Source organism: Kitasatospora sp. NPDC088391 (assembly GCF_044753345.1).
In the GTDB taxonomy this organism is placed as follows: Bacteria; Actinomycetota; Actinomycetes; order Streptomycetales; family Streptomycetaceae; genus Kitasatospora.
In genome coordinates, this window is sequence record NZ_JBIVNB010000012.1 from 234472 (window position 1) to 249433 (window position 14962).

The window sequence follows — 14962 nt, forward strand, 5'->3', positions numbered from 1 at the left end:
CCGTGTGAGAGGGTGACCGGATGCGTGACGCACTGATCGCCCAGGCCCGCCGACTGGTGGCGGAACGATTCCCCGACGCGTCGGCCGTGCTGCTCGCCGGCTCCGCCGCCACCGAACGCGCCCGGCCGACCAGCGACCTCGACCTCGCCGTCCTGCTCCCCGACGGCCGGACGCCCTACCGCGAGACGCTGCGCCACGAGGACCGCCCGGTCGAGGTCTTCGCCCACACCCTGGACAGCCTGGCCGAGGTGCGGGCCTTCGACGCCGCCTCGCGCCGCGCCGTCGTCCAGCAGCTCTACGCGACCGGACTGGTCCTGCTGGACCGCGACGGCCACGCCGCCCGGCTGGTCGAGGAGGCCCGGGCCGAACTGCTCACCGGACCCCAGCCGCTCCCCGCCGCGCGCCGCGAGGACCTGCGGTACGCCCTGACCGACCTGCTGGACGACCTCGGCGACGCCCCCGACCGCTGGGAGGCCCAGGCCATCGCCGCCGAGACGCTCCGCACCGCCGCCGAACTGCTCGGCGACCACCACCGCGCCTGGATTGGCACCGGCAAGTGGTTTCCGCGCCGCCTGCTCGCCGCCGACCCCGAACGGGCCGCCCGTCTGCTGGAGGGCCAGCACCTCCTCGCCGGGACCGGCGACCCCGCCCCGCTGCTCGCCGCCGCCCGCGAAGTCCTCGACCTGGTCGGAGGCCCGCTGTCCGACGGCTACCGCCGCGAGTGGCCGGCCGCCCCCGGAACCGCAACAGGAAAGTGAACCCACCTGCACCGGAACGGTACTGACGCATCGTCAACTTTTGTTCCGGTCGGCAGACGGCCGTGCTCCTGCGGGCCCGCCGTGTTCAGGACTGCGGGTGCGGCAGCGGGCGCGCGAACCGGCGCACCTCCTCCAGCCGCGCCGGATCGGGCTCCTGCCGGACGAACAGGTCGTGCCCGACCACCGTCGACTCCCACGCGTCCGGGGCCTCCGCGGAGCGCGTCAGCAGCCACGCCGCCGAGATCCGCTCCACCTCCCCCTCCTGGTACTGACCGCTCCAGGACGTCACCGAACCGGCGGCACTGCTGTCGTTCGACCAGGCCACCGTCCAGCCCACCGCCGTTCCGTGACCCGCCTCGCGCGGCGGCGCCAACCGCCCCACCAGCGGATACGGGCCGCTCGCCCGCCCCGTCGCCGAGACGTACGCCCCCGTCAGCGAACCATCCGGACCCGCCGTCAACCGCATGTGCGAACCCAGTTCGCTGTACCAGTCGCCCGTGATGCCCATGCTGCTCCTCGCTGCTCCTCACGCCGTTCGGCCGGCCGTCACCGCGTCGCCGCGGACACTCCCGCCACCACTGTGCAGCCCCCGGGAGGCCGGACGTCGGCGGCGCGCGGAGCGGCCCGGAGAGCCGTGCGCGGACGTCGGCGCGGACGGGGCGGTGGCGGCCCTCCCCGGACCCGCGGGCGGGAGCAGCCCGGCGGGCAGGGACAATGGCGGGAGAACCGCACGCGCGGTCGGCGCCGACCTTCGTGCACGGTCCTCCGGGCCCGCGCTCGCGCGAGCACCGGAACCGGTGTCGGGACCGGTCCCGGGATCGGCCCCGGCCTCGGCTCCGATGTCCGTGCCGAGGCCGGTTCTGCCCGCCGCCCCACCCCGCCAGCAGGAGACCCCGCACCGTGACCGACCAGCAGCACCCCGCCCCGACCGGCCGTCGCCTCGATCTGCTCGCCGACTGCTCCGCCTGCTTCGGCCTGTGCTGCGTCGCCCTGCCCTTCGCCAAGTCCGCCGACTTCGCCGTCAACAAGAACGCCGGCACCCCCTGCCGCAACCTCCAGGCCGACTACCGGTGCGGCATCCACCCCGTCCTGCGCGACCGCGGCTACCAGGGCTGCACCGTGTTCGACTGCTTCGGCGCGGGCCAGAAGATCTCCCAGCACACCTTCGGCGGCCACAGCTGGCGCGAATCCCCCGACACCGCCCGGCAGATGTTCGAAGCCTTTCCGGTGATGCGCCAACTCCGCGAACTGATGAGCTACTTGGTCGAGGCCCTGGAACTCCCCGAAGCCCGGCCGGTGCACGCCGAACTGCGCCGCACCCTGGACTCCATCGAGCAGCTGACCGACCAGGACGCCGAAACGCTGATCGCCGCCGACGTCCCCGCGATCCGGGCCGGGGCCAGCGAACTGCTGCTCCGGGCAAGCGAACTGGCCCGGAGCGCGCTCCCCGGGAAGAAGCGCAACCACCGCGGCGCGGACCTCATCGGGGCCCGGCTCAAGGGCGCCGACCTGCGCGGGGCCAACCTGCGCGGTGCGTACCTGATCGCCGCCGACCTGTCCGGTGCCGACCTGCGCCGGGCCGACCTGATCGGCGCCGACCTGCGGGACGCCGACCTGCGCGGCGCCGACCTGACGGGCGCGCTCTTCCTGACCCAGGCTCAACTCAACGCCGCCAAGGGCGATTCCGGCACCCGGATCGGCGCGGCACTGACCCGGCCCGCGCACTGGTGAACATCCGGTCCGGGCGGGTCCGACCGCCGAAGCGGGGCGCGTAAGGGGGCGCACGGGGGCGCGCGTGGACCCGGGAAACGGGATTAATCACCTGCGGCCCGGACGGCCCCGGCGTATGGTCATGAACTCCCCGACGCGAGAGGAGGGTCATCCGCGATGGGAGTGTTCAAAGACGCCCCGCCCAGCGAGCACCCGGACTTCACCCAACTGCGTTTCATGGCGGCCGGTTCGCCGTCCTGGTGGAAACGCAACCGCCACAAGGCACTCGGTGTCGGCGGCCTGCTGATCGGCTTCTGGCTGGCAGGCCACCACGACACCCCCGCCCCCGCCGCATCCTGCACGCCCACCGCCACGTCCGGCGCCCAGGCGGGCGGCGGAGGCCGCTGACAACTGCCGATCGCTCCCGGCGGTGGCCGGCGGCCCCGTGAGGCGGGCCGGGTCGGTGCCGGTGCCGGTACTGAGGGCGGTGGGACGGTCGCGGCGCGCAGGCCCCCGCTGTCACCCGGGGTCAGGAACGGGTGGCACCGGGGGCCGCCGCCGCTGGTGGGACGGACCGGTCACCCGGCCCCGCGACCGCGCACGCGGCCGACCGCCCGCCCCACTGCCGGACTCCGGATCACCGACCGTCGTGCAGCGCGGCGAGCGTCGCCTCGAAAGCACCCGCCGAGTCGCGGGGGCGGTTGTACGGGAGCCGGCCGAGCATCGAACCCATCGCACAGGTGTTGGTGAGGGCCGAGAACAGCAGACCGCCGCCCACCGCGGCCGACACCCAGCGCACGCCGGGCACCAGCACGTCGATCAGCACGCCCGCCAGCACCAGCGAACCGGCCGCCAACCGGACCTGACGGTCCATCGCCCAGCGGACCCGCCGGCCCGGCACCCGGTCCAGCTCGCCGCCGTCGTCCGCCCAGGCGGCGGTACCGCCGTCGACCAGCAGTGCGGGCACCCCGGCCGCCGCCAACTGCTCGCAGGCGTTCAGCGCCCGGGCGCCGGAAGCGCAGACGACGGCCAGTTCGCCGCGCCCGGCGGCAGCGCGCAGCGCTGGCAGCGCCTGCGCGAGCCGGTCCAGCGGCACATTGCGGGCACCGGGAATGTGGCCGCCGCCGAACTCGCCGGGCGACCGGACATCGATCACGGTCAACCGCCCGAGCCGGGGACGGAGCTGGTCGACAGTCAGGGGAGTGGTCATGAGGGGGAGCCTTTCGAGCTGGGGAAGATGCCCGGCACACGGTCGCGGCCGGGCGGACGGAACAGGAAGGGGGCGGGACAGGACGGGGCGGGGTTCGGCGAGCGGCGCGATGGACGACGGGGCGTCAGAGCACGGCGTCCAGCAGCATCAGCGTGGCGACGGCGAGCAGCGCACCGGCGAAGATCCGCTGCAGGGCGCGGCCCGAGAGCTTCGCGGCGAGCCGCTTGCCGTCCCAGGCACCGAGAATCGCGGCGGCCGTGAACGGCCCGACCACGGACCACGGGATTCCGGCAGCCCCGTCGAGCCGGGGCAGCAACGCGGCCAAGGAATTCAGCGTGATCACCAGCAGACTGGTGCCGATCGCCTCGGCCATCGAGAACGCCAGGAATGACACCAACGCGGGCACCGCCAGAAACCCGCCGCCGACCCCCAGCACCCCCGTCGCCGCCCCCAGACCCGCCCCCGCAAGCGCCGAACGACGGGCGGACACCGACGTGGACACCGACGTGGACACCGGCATGGGCGCGGGAGCGGGCTCGGGGCGGGCGGTCGGAGGGGCGTCCGTCGCGCTGCGGGGCTCCGGCGCGAGGGTGCTGGGGCGCTCCAGCACGGTGGCAGTGGGCTGGGACGGGGAGGCACCGGCGGTCAGGGGGAAAGCGCTTCCCGGTTGCTCGGCGGGAACGGTCACTGCTTGGCCGGGGGCTGGCGGGAAAGCGCTTGCCGTTCGCTGGGTCGAGGAGTTCGCTGCTTGGCCGGAGGGCGAGGGGAAAGCGCTTGCCGTCCGGCTGGCCGTGCGGTTCGCGATCTGGTCGACGGGCGACGGGAAAGCGGTTTCCGATTGCTCAGCCGGAAGCGGTGCCGCTCGGGTGGCAATCGATGGGAAAGCGCTTGCCGCCCGCTCGGTCGAGGCGTTCGGTGCCCGGTCGACGACTGGGCGGAAAGCGTTTTCCGCCGACCCGGCAGGGCCGGTCGTCGCCCCGTCGGCAATCGGCGGGAAAGCGCTTGCCGGCGGTTCGGCGGCCTGTGGCGCGCGGTCCCGCGTCGGTCCGGGGGTGGCAGCGCGGCTGCGGCGGCCGGTGCTCAGCATGCGCCAGGCGGCCAGTGCGGCGAGGAGGGCGAAAGCGGCTGTCAGCGCGGGGCCGGGCAGGTGGCGGGAGAGTGAGCCGCCGAGGGCGGCGAGGGGGAGTCCGGCGGCGGCGAACAGGAGGCCGGTGCGCCAGCGGACCCGTCCTGCCCGGGCGTGCGCCACCAGGCCGGTGAGCGAGGTCGCGGCGACGATGAGCAGGCTGGCGGTGGTCGCGGTGCCGGGTGTCAGGCCGAGCAGGTAGATCAGGGCGGGGACGGCCAGCATGCTGCCGCCGCCACCGAGTCCGCCCAGGGCCAGTCCGACCACCGCGCCGGCGACGAGTGCGAGCAGGACGGCCGTCATATCGCGCCGCCGCAGCGACACGCGCCCGAGTGCATCGGCAGCCCGGCGAGCGACCAGGCCCGCATTCCGCCGGTCACGTTCATGGCCGGTACTCCGAGGGCGTCCAGCAGCCCGGCGGCGATCGCCGAACGGTTGCCCGAGCGGCACACCACGAGCACGGGCCGCCCGTCGGCGGCCGTCCGGACCGCCTCGACCGGGCTGCTCCCGGCCCCGGGGCCGGGAGCGGAGCCACTGGGACCGGTCGGCCCGGTGAGTCCGGCGAGTGCGGTGAGCGGGACGAGCAGGGCTCCCGGGGCGTGCACCTCGGCGTGCTCCCCGGCCTCCCGGACGTCGAGCAGCAGGGCCGCGCCGGCGGAGGCCAGGCGGTGCGCCTCGGTCGGGTCGATCTTGGCGGGGGAGTTCCGTACGGAGTCGCGCCGCGCGGGCGCGGGCGGTCGGGGAATCCGGGCCACGGTGTCCTCCTGGCAGTGGTGAGGGTGGGGTGGTGCTTGGGGGATTCCGCCGGCTCCCGGAGCGGTCCGTCAGCCCGGGAAGATACCGGCGGGGGTATATCGTTGAGTCCGAGCATATACCCCCACCGGTATTGTTCGACCGGCAAGGCGCAGAGAACTGCCTGGCCAGATACCCCCTAGGGCATCTGAAGGCCATGGGTCGACCGGCTCGGGCACGTTCGACCGGCTCGGCCGGGCCGGGCCCGTCAGGGCGCCGCGGACGACACCGGAACCGGTAACCGGCACTGGCGCTGACACCGATGGCGGCACCGATGGCGGCACCGATGGCGGCACCGAAACCGACACAGAGAAGAGGACCTCGTGTTCTTCGCCCAGTACTACCTCGACTGCCTCTCCCAGGCCTCGTACCTGATCGCGGACGAGCGCACCGGCCGCGCCGTGGTGGTCGATCCGCGCCGGGACGTGGACGAGTACCTCGCCGAGGCCGAGGCCCGCGGGTTCACCGTGGAAGGCGTCATCAACACCCACTTCCACGCCGACTTCCTCTCCGGCCACCTCGAACTGGCCGCCCGCACCGGCGCCTGGATCGGCTACGGGTGGCGCGCCGAGACCGAGTACCCGATCCGCAAACTGGTCGACGGCGAGCGGATCAGCCTCGGCGAGGTGGAGTTGGAGATCATGGAGACGCCCGGCCACACCCCCGAGTCGATCAGCGTCCTGGTCCGCGAACGCGCGCAGGACGCGGTCCCGTACGGGGTCCTCACCGGTGACGCCCTGTTCATCGGCGACGTCGGCCGCCCCGACCTGCTCGCCTCCGTCGGCGTCACCGCGGACGGGCTCGGCCGGATGCTCCATGACAGCGTCCAGCGCAAGCTGATGGCCCTGGACGACCGGGTCAGGGTGTTCCCCGCGCACGGCGCCGGCTCGGCCTGCGGCAAGAACCTGTCCACCGAACGGCAGTCCACCATCGGGGAGCAGCGCGCCACCAACTACGCCTGCGCGCCGATGTCGGAGGACGAGTTCGTGGCCATCGTCACCGCCGGACAGCCCACCGCCCCCGGCTACTTCGGCTACGACGCCGACCTCAACCGGCGCGAGCACGACCTGTTCGACGCCGCCGCGCTCGCCGCCCCGCTCGACGGCGCGGCCTTCCTCGGGCACCGCGCCGACGGCGCCGTCGTGGTCGACGCCCGCGACCCGCTGGAGTTCGCCGCCGGGCACCTGGCCGGCGCGGTCAACGTCCCTGCGGACGGCCGCTTCGCCGAACAGGCCGGCACCGTCCTCGACCCGGCCCGGCCGCTGCTGGTGGTCGCCCCCGAGGGCCGGGAGCGGGAGACCGTCACCCGCCTCGCCCGGATCGGCTTCGACCGGGTCGTCGGCCATCTCGCCGACCCCGAAGGGACGTTCCGCTCCGTGCCCGAGCAGATGCGCCAGGCACCCCGCCGCACCGTCGCCGACCTGCGGGTCGAACTCGCGGGCGCCGAACCGCCGTTGGTGGTCGACGTGCGGGACGGCGCCGAGCGCGCGGCCGGGGCCGTACCCGGCTCGGTGCACCTGCCGCTCGCCGAACTCCCGCACCGGCTGGCCGAGATACCCCAGGACCGCCCCGTCGTCGTGCACTGCGCGGGCGGCCACCGCTCCTCCATCGCCGCCAGCCTGCTGCGCCACCACGGCCACCCCCGGACCTCCGACCTGCTCGGTGGCTACGGCGCCTGGGAGGCCGCGCACTGACACGCGGAGGACGAGCGTCGACGAGGGGGCCGGGGCTTCCGGGAATGCGCCCCCGACACCCCCGGTTGATACCGGCGGGGGTATGAGTGGAAGCCCTGCCCGGCCCCCGTCCCGTCCCGCCGGTACGCCGGTCGGCCGGGGGGAACGCACGCGAAGACGAAGCCACACGTGAAGACGGACGACGAACGTCGGGCGGGCCGATCCGGACGGCCGCCCGCCGAGGACGAGGAGGACCCCATGCAGGTGGACGAGGAAGCCGTCGGTGCGGTGCTGAACCGGCTGCGCCGGGCCCAGGGCCAACTGGCCGGGGTGATCGCGATGATCGAGGCCGGCCGGGACTGCAAGGACGTGGTGACGCAGCTCGCCGCCGTCTCGCGCGCACTCGACCGGGCCGGCTTCAAGATCGTCGCCAGTGGCATGCGGCAGTGCATGGCGGGGGCCGAGGAGGGCGCCGCCCCGATGACCGAGGCCGAACTGGAGAAGCTCTTCCTCACCCTCGCGTGAGCCGGGACGGGTCGCGCCGGCGCTCCCGCCCCGCGTCGGCCGGGGTGGGGCGGGCACCGCTCTCGCGCGGCTCGGAACGGGGGACGGTGACGGTGACGGGTGAACGGGTAAGCGCTTTCCCGTTCGCTCCCCGGGCCCGGAGGGTCACGTGCACGTTGCCGCTTCGGTCCGGGACGGGCTCCGGGGCTGGCTCCGGGACGGGCAGGGCGTACTGCTCAGGCCAGGGTGAGGAACATCTTCTCGAGTTCCGCCTCGGTCATCGGCGGGGCGCCCTCGTCCCCGGAGGCGAGGCACTGGCGCATCCCGCTGGCCAGGATCTTGAACCCGGCCCGGTCGAGCGCGCGGGAGACGGCGGCGAGCTGCGTCACCACGTCCTTGCAGTCCCGGCCGGCCTCGATCATCGCGATCACGCCCGTCAGCTGGCCCTGCGCCCGGCGCAGCCGGTTCAGCACCGCGCCCACGGCTTCCTCGTCCACCTGCATCGAGCACCTCCTTGCCTTCTCCGAACCCGCCCGATCATACGGGAGCGGACCCGTCGGACCGCCCCGACCAGGAGCGGGGCGGAACGCGGTCCGGCGAACGGGCCCGGCGGCCGACCGGCCGCCGCGTCGAACGTGCACGGACGGCCCCGGCTCCGACCCCGGAGCCCCGGGCGGGCGCCCCGGGCGGGGCGTCACCGCAACGGCCGACCGCCGACCCCCGTTCCGACCGGCTGCCGGGAAGCGTCCGCCGTCGCGGTGCTGTCCGCTGCTGCTACCGCGGAGGGCGGGGCGGACACGGCGGCGGGCGTCCGGGCCGTGGCGTCGAGGGGGGATCGTCGGGGATCGTCGGGCGTGCGGGTCGGACGCTCGGCGGGGTGCGCGCCCGTCGAGCAGGCGGTGCAGTCGGGGAAGTCCGGCACACCGTCGGTGTAGCGCTGCCGGTCCACCACCCGCTGGGCGGCCGCCGCGAGTCGGCGGCGTCCCGGGAAGAGCGCGGGCGGCAACTGCGGCAGCAGCTCGACCTCGGCGGTCAGCCCGCGCACCGACACCACCCGCCACAGCGAGGCCAGCAGGCCGTCCTCGCCGACGAACGCCGGTGCCGTGCTCGGCCCGTCCGCGGTGCGGTAACGGAGCGTCAGCGGCTGGACGGGGACGTCCGCGCGGACCGCCGCCTCGAACAGGGCGGGCCGGAACCGCCCGCCGCCGCGGCCGCACCAGGTGCTGCCCTCGGGGAAGACCACCACGCGTTCGCCCCGGCGCAGCGCCGCGGCGATCTCCTCGACGGTGTCGGGCAGGGCCCGCAGGCGGTCCCGGTCGATGAAGATGGTGCCGCCCCAGGACGTCACCGGGCCGAGCACCGGCCAGCGCCCCACCTCGGTCTTGGCGAGCATCCGCCCCGGCCGGACGGCGGCGACCAGCAGGATGTCCAGCCAGGAGATGTGGTTGGCCACCACCAGCGAGCCGGTGCCCCGGTCGCCCTGAGCACCCCGGGCAGCCCGGACACCCCGGATGTCCCGGGCGGCCCGGGCACCCCGAGCGCTCCGCCCGGACCCGGTACGGGACTGCGGGCCCGCCTCCGGCCCGGGCGGCGCGGCGAGCGCCCGCACCCGGACGCCGAGCGTGGCCAGCAGCAGCCGCGCCCACCCGCGGACCAGGCGCTCGCCCGGCAGCCAGGCCAGTACGCGGACCAGCGGCACCGCCGCGATCCCGGCGGCCAGCACCAGCAGGCACCCGGCCAGCCGCAGCACCCGCTGCGGCAGCCCCACCCGCGGCCCGGCGACCGTCACGCAGTCACCGGGCGTGCACGGCGCGGCCGGCAACCAGGCACTCATGCCGCCGTCGCCGTTCCGACCTGGCGCCCGACCGGCATCCCGCCCTCGGCGGCGGAGCCGACGGAGGCCGGGCCGCCGATGATCGCGGAGACCGGCAGGTCGGCCGCGGCGGCCAGGAAGTGCCGCAGGTAGCGCGGGTCGGTGCGCTCCAGCGACAGCAGCACGTACAGGTCCGCGACGTTGAAGTCCGGGTCGTACGCGGGCTCGCCGCACACCCACGCGCCCAGCCGCAGATAGCCGCGCAGCAGCGCCGGGACGGGCGTGCGGCCCTGCCGGGCCACGCCCTCCGACGACCACGGGCGCAGCGGCGCGACCCGGTACTCCTGCGGCGCGAGGTGCTTCGCCGACACCGCGTCCCACACCCCGGCGGCCGTCGCCCCGCCGTCCGCCAGCGGCACCGAGCAGCAGCCCGCCAGCCAGGCGTTGCCGGTCGCCGTCATGTAGCGGGCGATGCCGCCCCACATCAGGTTGATGACCGCGCCGTTGCCGCGGTGCGCCTCGGAGACGCAGGACCGGCCGACCTCGACCATGCCGTCCCGCAGCCCGCCCAGCCGGGCCAGGTCGAACTCGGTGTCCGAGTACAACCGGCCCGCGCGGCGCGCCTGTTCGGGGCGGAGCAGCCGGTAGGTGCCGACCACCTCGCCGCCCGGCTGCTCGCGCACCAGCAGGTGGTCGCAGAACTCGTCGAACGGGTCGACGTCCAGGCCGGGCACCGGCGAATCCAGCACCGCGCCCATCTCGTCCGCGAACACCTGGTGGCGCAGCCGCTGCGCGGCCCGCACGTCCTCCGCCGAGCGGGCGAACGAGAGCTGGTACGAAGGCTGTTGGTCGACCGCGGGCGCGCCGGAGCGGCCCCGGGCCGAAGACGAAGCGGAGGGCGACGCGGACGACGGCACGGACGACACGGAGGACGCGGAGGACGACTTGGCGGGGCGGGCGGGGGCGGTGGTCATGGCGGACTCTCCGGGATCTCGGGGCGCGATACGGTGGCGACAGACGGCACGGGACGACACGCAACGACACGAACACTCGGGTCGGTCCGCCGGTCGGGCGGCCCGGCCACGGGCGGCACCCGTATGTCTCCCCTGTGCGACTGGCCCCCAGGTGGACGCCCGAGGGAGATCAGATGTGCACATGCTGAATGGCCGGTTCGGCCCTCCGGACACCCCCTGAACCCCCGCGCGCCGCAAGCACGGTGGCCGCCGAGCTCAGCCGGGTCGCGGCCCGATCCGGACGCCCCCCGGCCACCCGTCGGACGCGGGTTCTTCGCCCACGGGCCACCGCGCTCTGCCAGCGTTCCCGACATGCCGAACACGGGCGCGAACGCCTACCCGAGCCGGTACCGGTGGCTCGGACTCCTGGGCTCGCTCGCGCTCGCCGCCGGCGGACTCACCGCCGGTGCGCTGCCCGCCGCCAGCACCGGCCCCGCCCTGCGCGCCTCCGGCGGCGCCGGCACCGCCCTGGTCTTCGCCGGCCTGACCGTCCTGACCGCCGCCTGGTTGCTCCTCGGCCGCCCCGCCGACGGCCAACCACCGCCCCGACCGCGCTGGTTGGCCGCCACCCTGGCCTGGTGGGCGGCCCCACTGCTGCTCCTGCCGCCACTGTTCAGCCGCGACGTCTACAGCTACCTCGCCCAGGGCGCCCTGCTCCGGCACGGCTTCGACGTCTACACCGTCGGCCCCGCCGCCCTCGGCGGCCCCGTCGCCCAGCAGGTGCCGCACGTCTGGCAGGACACCCCCGCGCCCTACGGCCCCGGCTTCATGCTGCTCGCCCGCGCCACCGCCCCGCTGGCCGAACACCCCTACGCCGGAACACTGTTGCTGCGCCTGACCGCCGCCCTCGCGGTCGCCGCGCTGGCCGCCCTGCTGGTCCGGCTGGCCCGCGCCCTCGGCACCGACCCGGCCGCCGCACTGCGCATCGGCGCCCTCAACCCGCTGCTCCTGCTGCACCTGGTGGCCGGCGCCCACAACGACGCCCTGCCGCTCGCCCTGATGCTCGGCGGCCTGCTCGCCGCCACCCGCCGCCGCCCGCTGCTCGCCGCCGTCCTGGTCACCGCCGCCGCCCTGGTCAAGGCACCCGCCCTGCTGGCCCTGCCCGCCGTCTGGTGGCTGGCCGACCACGATCTGCCGCAGTCGCGGCCGCCCGGGGAGCCGCCCGGGGGGCCGACCGGGGCGCCCCGGCCGTTCGGAGCGCTCGGGCCGCGCCGACTGCGCACCGCCGCCCAGGTGGCGGCCGCCGCCGCCGTCACCACGGCCGCCGTCACCGCCGCCGCCGGCACCGGCTACGGGTGGATCGGCGCGCTCACCACCCCGGCCACCGCCACCAGTTGGTCGCTCACCAGCACCACCGGCCGGATGATCGCGCACCTCGCCGACAGCACCCCCGAAGTCCCGGTCACCGCCGTCCGCCTGCTCGGCCTGGCACTGGCCGCCGCGACGATCCTGCTGCTTGCCCGGCGGGTCGCCGACGGCCGGCACGAGACCGTGGCCGCCCTCGCGCTCGGATTCGGCGCCCTGGTCGCCCTCGGCCCGGCCTTCCGACCCTGGTACGCCCTGTGGTGCCTCGTCCCGGCCGCCCTCGCCGCCCGGACCGCCCGCACCCGCGGAATCGTCGAACTCGCCTGCGCCGTCCTGGCGTTCACCGTGATGCCGGACGGATTCGGACCCGACTCCGCCGAGCTGGTGCTCGCCGCGGGCGGCCTGGCCGCCGGAGCCGCCACCATTCTTCTGACCGAACGTCAGATGACTTTCCAGGAAAGGCAGCCGGCTTGCTGAAGCGGGGAAGCACCATCGCCAGGACCACGGTCCTCGCCCTCGCGGTGCTCGTCACCACCGTCGTCCTCGCCGTCATCCCCGGCCACCGGGGCTGGTTCGACATCGGCGTCTACTACGGCACCGTGCGGCACTGGACCGACACCGGGCAGCTCTACGACTACGTCCGGCCCGGCACCGTCTACGGGTTCACCTACCCGCCGTTCGCCGCGGTCTGCATGCTGCCGATGCGCCTGTTCGGCTGGCACCCGGCGATCGCCGTCGGCGTCGCCCTCTCCGCCGTCGCCACCGCCCTGCTGCTGTACTGGCTGGTCGACCCGATCGCCCGCCGCCACGGCTGGTGCCGCTGGTACGCGTTCGGACTCGCCGCCTGCCTGTGCGCGCTCACCAACCCCGTCCGCGACACCTTCAGCTTCGGCCAGGTCAACCTGCTGCTGGTCGCCCTGGTCTTCGCCGACCGCCGCCTCGCGGACAGCCGCCTCGCCCACGGCCGCTGGAAGTTCCTCATCGGAACCGGCACCGGACTGGCCGCCGCGATCAAACTCACCCCGGCCCTGTTCATCGTCCACCTGCTGATCACCCGCCAGTGGCGCGCCGCCCTCACCGCCACCGTCACCGCGCTCGGCGCCACCGGCCTCGGCTTCCTGATCGCCCCCGAAGTCTCCCGGCAGTTCTGGACCGTCACCCTCTGGGACACCAACCGGGTCGGCGGCTTCGCCAACATGTCCAACCAGTCCCTGCAGGGCCTGATCGCCCGCCTCGGACCCGAACTCCCCGGCCGCTCCCTGTGGGTGGCGTCCTCCCTCGTCGTCCTGGCGATCTGGGCCCACCGCCTGCGCCGCGCCACCAAGGCCCGCGACACCCTCGCCGCGTACAGCCTCACCGGCATCGCCTGCTGCCTGGTCAGCCCCATCACCTGGGTCCACCACCTGGTCTGGATGCTCCCCGCCCTCGTCGTCCTCGCCGACGCGACCCTGCGCCGCCCCCGCACCGGCCGCCGCCGTGCCCTGCTCACCCTCGGCTGGCTGCTCCAACTCGTGATCAGCAGCGGCATGGTGTGGCTGTGGCGGTCGGACGGCCGCGACCTCGGCACCCTGCTCGGCGGCAGCGTCTACGTGCTGGTCACCGTCGCCCTGCTGGTCGCCATGCCGATCCGGCGGCAGCCCGAAGGAGCCGACGGGCCGGGGGAGTTCGAGAGCGCCGCGGAGTCCGCGGAGCACAGCGGCCGGGACGTGATGGTGGGCGTGAATGCCGACCCGGGCCCGGACACCGACCCGGACCGCCGGCGACCCGCCCCCGCGACCGTCGGCTGAGCCCGCGCGGCACCGGCGGCACCGGCGGGTCCGACGGGACCGATGGGACCGGTGGCCGGGGTCGGGAGCCGGCCGGTCGATCGGGAAGTCAGCCGGTCGGGCCGTCGACCTTTTGCCGCTCCGCCAGTTCGGCGCCCGCCCGGAACAGCCAGCGGCCCGGCTCGGCCCGGGCGGCGGCGGAAGAACCCGCCAGCGCCGACAGCGTCAGCACCTCCGGTCCGGAAACGGCGGACTCGCCCGCCACCACCGCCGACCGCACCCCGACCGCCGCCGCGATCCGCACCACCTCGCCGACCGCCTTGCCCTGCAGGCTGGTGGCGTCGAACCGTCCCTCGCCCGTGATCAGCAGATCCGCCGGAGCCAACGCGCCGAGCAGGCCCAGCAGTTCGGCCACCGCCACCGCGCCGGGCTCGACCACCGCGCCCCACGCCGCGATCAGCCCGTACCCGGTGCCGCCGGCCGCCCCCGAGCCCGGCACGGCCGGATCGCCGCCGAGCAGCGCCGCAAGCCGCGTCAACCTTTCTTCCAGCAGTGGGAGTTCGCGCGCTCCCGCACCCTTCTGCGGCCCGTAGACCGCCGCCGCGCCGCGCTCCCCGAGCAGCGGATTGGTCACATCGGTCAGCAGGAACACCCCGCCGGGCGGAGCCGGGGGAAGAGCGGAGAGGTCGACCGAAGCGGCAACACCCAGCGAGAGGTCAAGATCTGACGGTACGTCGGAGAGCCGGTTCCCGTCCTCGTCCAGCAGCCGGGCACCCAGCGCGGACAGCAGGCCGAAGCCGCCGTCGGTCGACGCCGAGCCGCCCAACCCGATCAGCAGCCGGACCGGCCGGGCGGCCAGTGCAGCGGCGACAGTCTCGCCGGTGCCCCGGGTGGTGGCCGTCAGCGGACACAACTCGCCTCCCAGCAGCGGGAGTCCACTGGCCACCGCCAGCTCCACCACCGCCGTCCCGTCTGGCAGCAGGGCGAACCGCCCCGGCACCGGACGGCCGTCCGGACCGGTCACGTCCGGCACCTCGACCAGCTCGGCCCCCGGACTCGCCGAGACGACCGCCGCCAGGGTGCCCTCGCCGCCGTCCGCCATCGGCAGGCAGCACACCTCGTCCGCCGCCCGCACCGACCGCCACCCGGCAGCCAGCGCCGCCGCCGCGTCCGCCGCCTCGATCGTCCCCTTGAACGAATCCGGCGCCACCACGACCCGCACCCGCCCACCTCCACTCACTCGATACTCATCCGCTCCCGGCACCCGACCATCATCCGGCCCCGCCGCCGCT

The 14962-nt window shown here is 75.3% G+C and carries 14 protein-coding genes and 2 pseudogenes; 7 read left to right on the plus strand and 9 right to left on the minus strand.

Annotated elements, in window-relative coordinates:
* Positions 1 to 20 precede the first annotated feature (20 nt).
* Positions 21 to 758, plus strand: coding sequence for a nucleotidyltransferase domain-containing protein (locus ACIQBJ_RS30235; RefSeq protein WP_400716841.1), 738 nt, complete (start codon positions 21 to 23; stop codon positions 756 to 758).
* Positions 759 to 843: 85 nt separating this feature from the next.
* On the opposite strand, the gene ACIQBJ_RS30240 is transcribed toward ACIQBJ_RS30235, so the two are convergent.
* The gene (locus ACIQBJ_RS30240) at positions 844 to 1266 is read right to left on the minus strand and encodes an avidin/streptavidin family protein (RefSeq protein WP_400716844.1); all 423 of its coding nucleotides are present in this window, start codon (positions 1264 to 1266) and stop codon (positions 844 to 846) included.
* 392 nt (positions 1267 to 1658) lie between these two features.
* On the opposite strand from ACIQBJ_RS30240, the gene ACIQBJ_RS30245 reads away from it, so the two are divergent.
* Both ACIQBJ_RS30245 and ACIQBJ_RS30250 read left to right on the plus strand, forming a co-directional pair.
* Positions 1659 to 2489: a pentapeptide repeat-containing protein gene (locus tag ACIQBJ_RS30245; protein WP_400716846.1), complete on the plus strand. Its 831-nt coding sequence runs from the start codon at positions 1659 to 1661 to the stop codon at positions 2487 to 2489.
* Positions 2490 to 2645: 156 nt separating this feature from the next.
* The gene (locus ACIQBJ_RS30250; RefSeq protein WP_400716848.1) at positions 2646 to 2876 is read left to right on the plus strand and encodes a hypothetical protein; all 231 of its coding nucleotides are present in this window, start codon (positions 2646 to 2648) and stop codon (positions 2874 to 2876) included.
* A gap of 229 nt (positions 2877 to 3105) precedes the next feature.
* On the opposite strand, the gene ACIQBJ_RS30255 is transcribed toward ACIQBJ_RS30250, so the two are convergent.
* The 4 genes and pseudogenes from ACIQBJ_RS30255 to ACIQBJ_RS30270 form a co-directional block, all read right to left on the minus strand.
* A complete protein-coding gene (locus tag ACIQBJ_RS30255; RefSeq protein ID WP_400716851.1) occupies positions 3106 to 3678 on the minus strand; it encodes a rhodanese-like domain-containing protein in 573 nt (190 codons plus the stop codon).
* Positions 3679 to 3802: 124 nt separating this feature from the next.
* Positions 3803 to 4168 (minus strand): annotated as a pseudogene (locus ACIQBJ_RS30260) (TSUP family transporter); the annotation flags it as partial.
* Positions 4169 to 4746: 578 nt separating this feature from the next.
* Positions 4747 to 5107: pseudogene (locus tag ACIQBJ_RS30265) on the minus strand (TSUP family transporter); the annotation flags it as partial.
* The gene (locus ACIQBJ_RS30270) at positions 5104 to 5559 is read right to left on the minus strand and encodes a rhodanese-like domain-containing protein (protein WP_400716853.1); all 456 of its coding nucleotides are present in this window, start codon (positions 5557 to 5559) and stop codon (positions 5104 to 5106) included. The gene ACIQBJ_RS30270 and the pseudogene ACIQBJ_RS30265, both read right to left, overlap by 4 nt.
* Positions 5560 to 5919: 360 nt before the next feature.
* Here ACIQBJ_RS30270 and ACIQBJ_RS30275 point away from each other — a divergent pair, with 360 nt between their 5' ends.
* Together ACIQBJ_RS30275 and ACIQBJ_RS30280 are read left to right on the plus strand one after the other, a co-directional pair.
* Complete coding sequence (locus ACIQBJ_RS30275) at positions 5920 to 7290, plus strand: rhodanese-like domain-containing protein (RefSeq protein WP_400716856.1); 1371 nt, start codon at positions 5920 to 5922, stop codon at positions 7288 to 7290.
* Positions 7291 to 7527: 237 nt separating this feature from the next.
* Entirely contained in the window at positions 7528 to 7794 is a 267-nt protein-coding gene (locus ACIQBJ_RS30280) for a metal-sensitive transcriptional regulator (protein ID WP_093864646.1), read from the plus strand.
* A 215-nt stretch (positions 7795 to 8009) separates the two neighbouring features.
* On the opposite strand, the gene ACIQBJ_RS30285 is transcribed toward ACIQBJ_RS30280, so the two are convergent.
* From ACIQBJ_RS30285 to ACIQBJ_RS30295, 3 genes are all read right to left on the minus strand, one after another.
* On the minus strand, positions 8010 to 8276 hold the full coding sequence (locus ACIQBJ_RS30285) for a metal-sensitive transcriptional regulator (RefSeq protein WP_400716860.1): 267 nt from the start codon (positions 8274 to 8276) through the stop codon (positions 8010 to 8012).
* Positions 8277 to 8467: 191 nt separating this feature from the next.
* A complete protein-coding gene (locus tag ACIQBJ_RS30290) occupies positions 8468 to 9607 on the minus strand; it encodes a lysophospholipid acyltransferase family protein (protein WP_400716862.1) in 1140 nt (379 codons plus the stop codon).
* Entirely contained in the window at positions 9604 to 10560 is a 957-nt protein-coding gene (locus tag ACIQBJ_RS30295) for a GNAT family N-acetyltransferase (protein ID WP_400716864.1), read from the minus strand. The genes ACIQBJ_RS30290 and ACIQBJ_RS30295 overlap by 4 nt, the downstream gene beginning before the upstream one ends.
* 351 nt (positions 10561 to 10911) lie before the next feature.
* Here ACIQBJ_RS30295 and mptB point away from each other — a divergent pair, with 351 nt between their 5' ends.
* Positions 10912 to 12381, plus strand: a complete 1470-nt coding sequence (gene mptB / locus ACIQBJ_RS30300; protein WP_400716866.1) for a polyprenol phosphomannose-dependent alpha 1,6 mannosyltransferase MptB — start codon at positions 10912 to 10914, stop codon at positions 12379 to 12381.
* Positions 12375 to 13691, plus strand: a complete 1317-nt coding sequence (locus tag ACIQBJ_RS30305; RefSeq protein WP_400716868.1) for a glycosyltransferase family 87 protein — start codon at positions 12375 to 12377, stop codon at positions 13689 to 13691. The genes mptB and ACIQBJ_RS30305 overlap by 7 nt, the downstream gene beginning before the upstream one ends.
* An 88-nt stretch (positions 13692 to 13779) precedes the next feature.
* Here the strand turns inward: ACIQBJ_RS30305 and ACIQBJ_RS30310 are convergent, their stop codons facing one another.
* Entirely contained in the window at positions 13780 to 14910 is a 1131-nt protein-coding gene (locus ACIQBJ_RS30310; protein WP_400716873.1) for a glycerate kinase, read from the minus strand.
* Between the last annotated feature and the right edge of the window lie 52 nt (positions 14911 to 14962).

Bases quoted from the DNA above. Each gene is read 5' to 3' on its own strand.
- ACIQBJ_RS30280 (WP_093864646.1), top strand. From the start codon at position 7,528: ATGCAGGTGGACGAGGAAGCCGTCGGTGCGGTGCTGAACCGGCTGCGC.
- ACIQBJ_RS30255 (WP_400716851.1), bottom strand. From the start codon at position 3,678: ATGACCACTCCCCTGACTGTCGACCAGCTCCGTCCCCGGCTCGGGCGG.
- ACIQBJ_RS30285 (WP_400716860.1), bottom strand. From the start codon at position 8,276: ATGCAGGTGGACGAGGAAGCCGTGGGCGCGGTGCTGAACCGGCTGCGC.
- ACIQBJ_RS30290 (WP_400716862.1), bottom strand. From the start codon at position 9,607: ATGAGTGCCTGGTTGCCGGCCGCGCCGTGCACGCCCGGTGACTGCGTG.
- mptB (WP_400716866.1), top strand. From the start codon at position 10,912: ATGCCGAACACGGGCGCGAACGCCTACCCGAGCCGGTACCGGTGGCTC.
- ACIQBJ_RS30295 (WP_400716864.1), bottom strand. From the start codon at position 10,560: ATGACCACCGCCCCCGCCCGCCCCGCCAAGTCGTCCTCCGCGTCCTCC.
- ACIQBJ_RS30240 (WP_400716844.1), bottom strand. From the start codon at position 1,266: ATGGGCATCACGGGCGACTGGTACAGCGAACTGGGTTCGCACATGCGG.
- ACIQBJ_RS30235 (WP_400716841.1), top strand. From the start codon at position 21: ATGCGTGACGCACTGATCGCCCAGGCCCGCCGACTGGTGGCGGAACGA.
- ACIQBJ_RS30250 (WP_400716848.1), top strand. From the start codon at position 2,646: ATGGGAGTGTTCAAAGACGCCCCGCCCAGCGAGCACCCGGACTTCACC.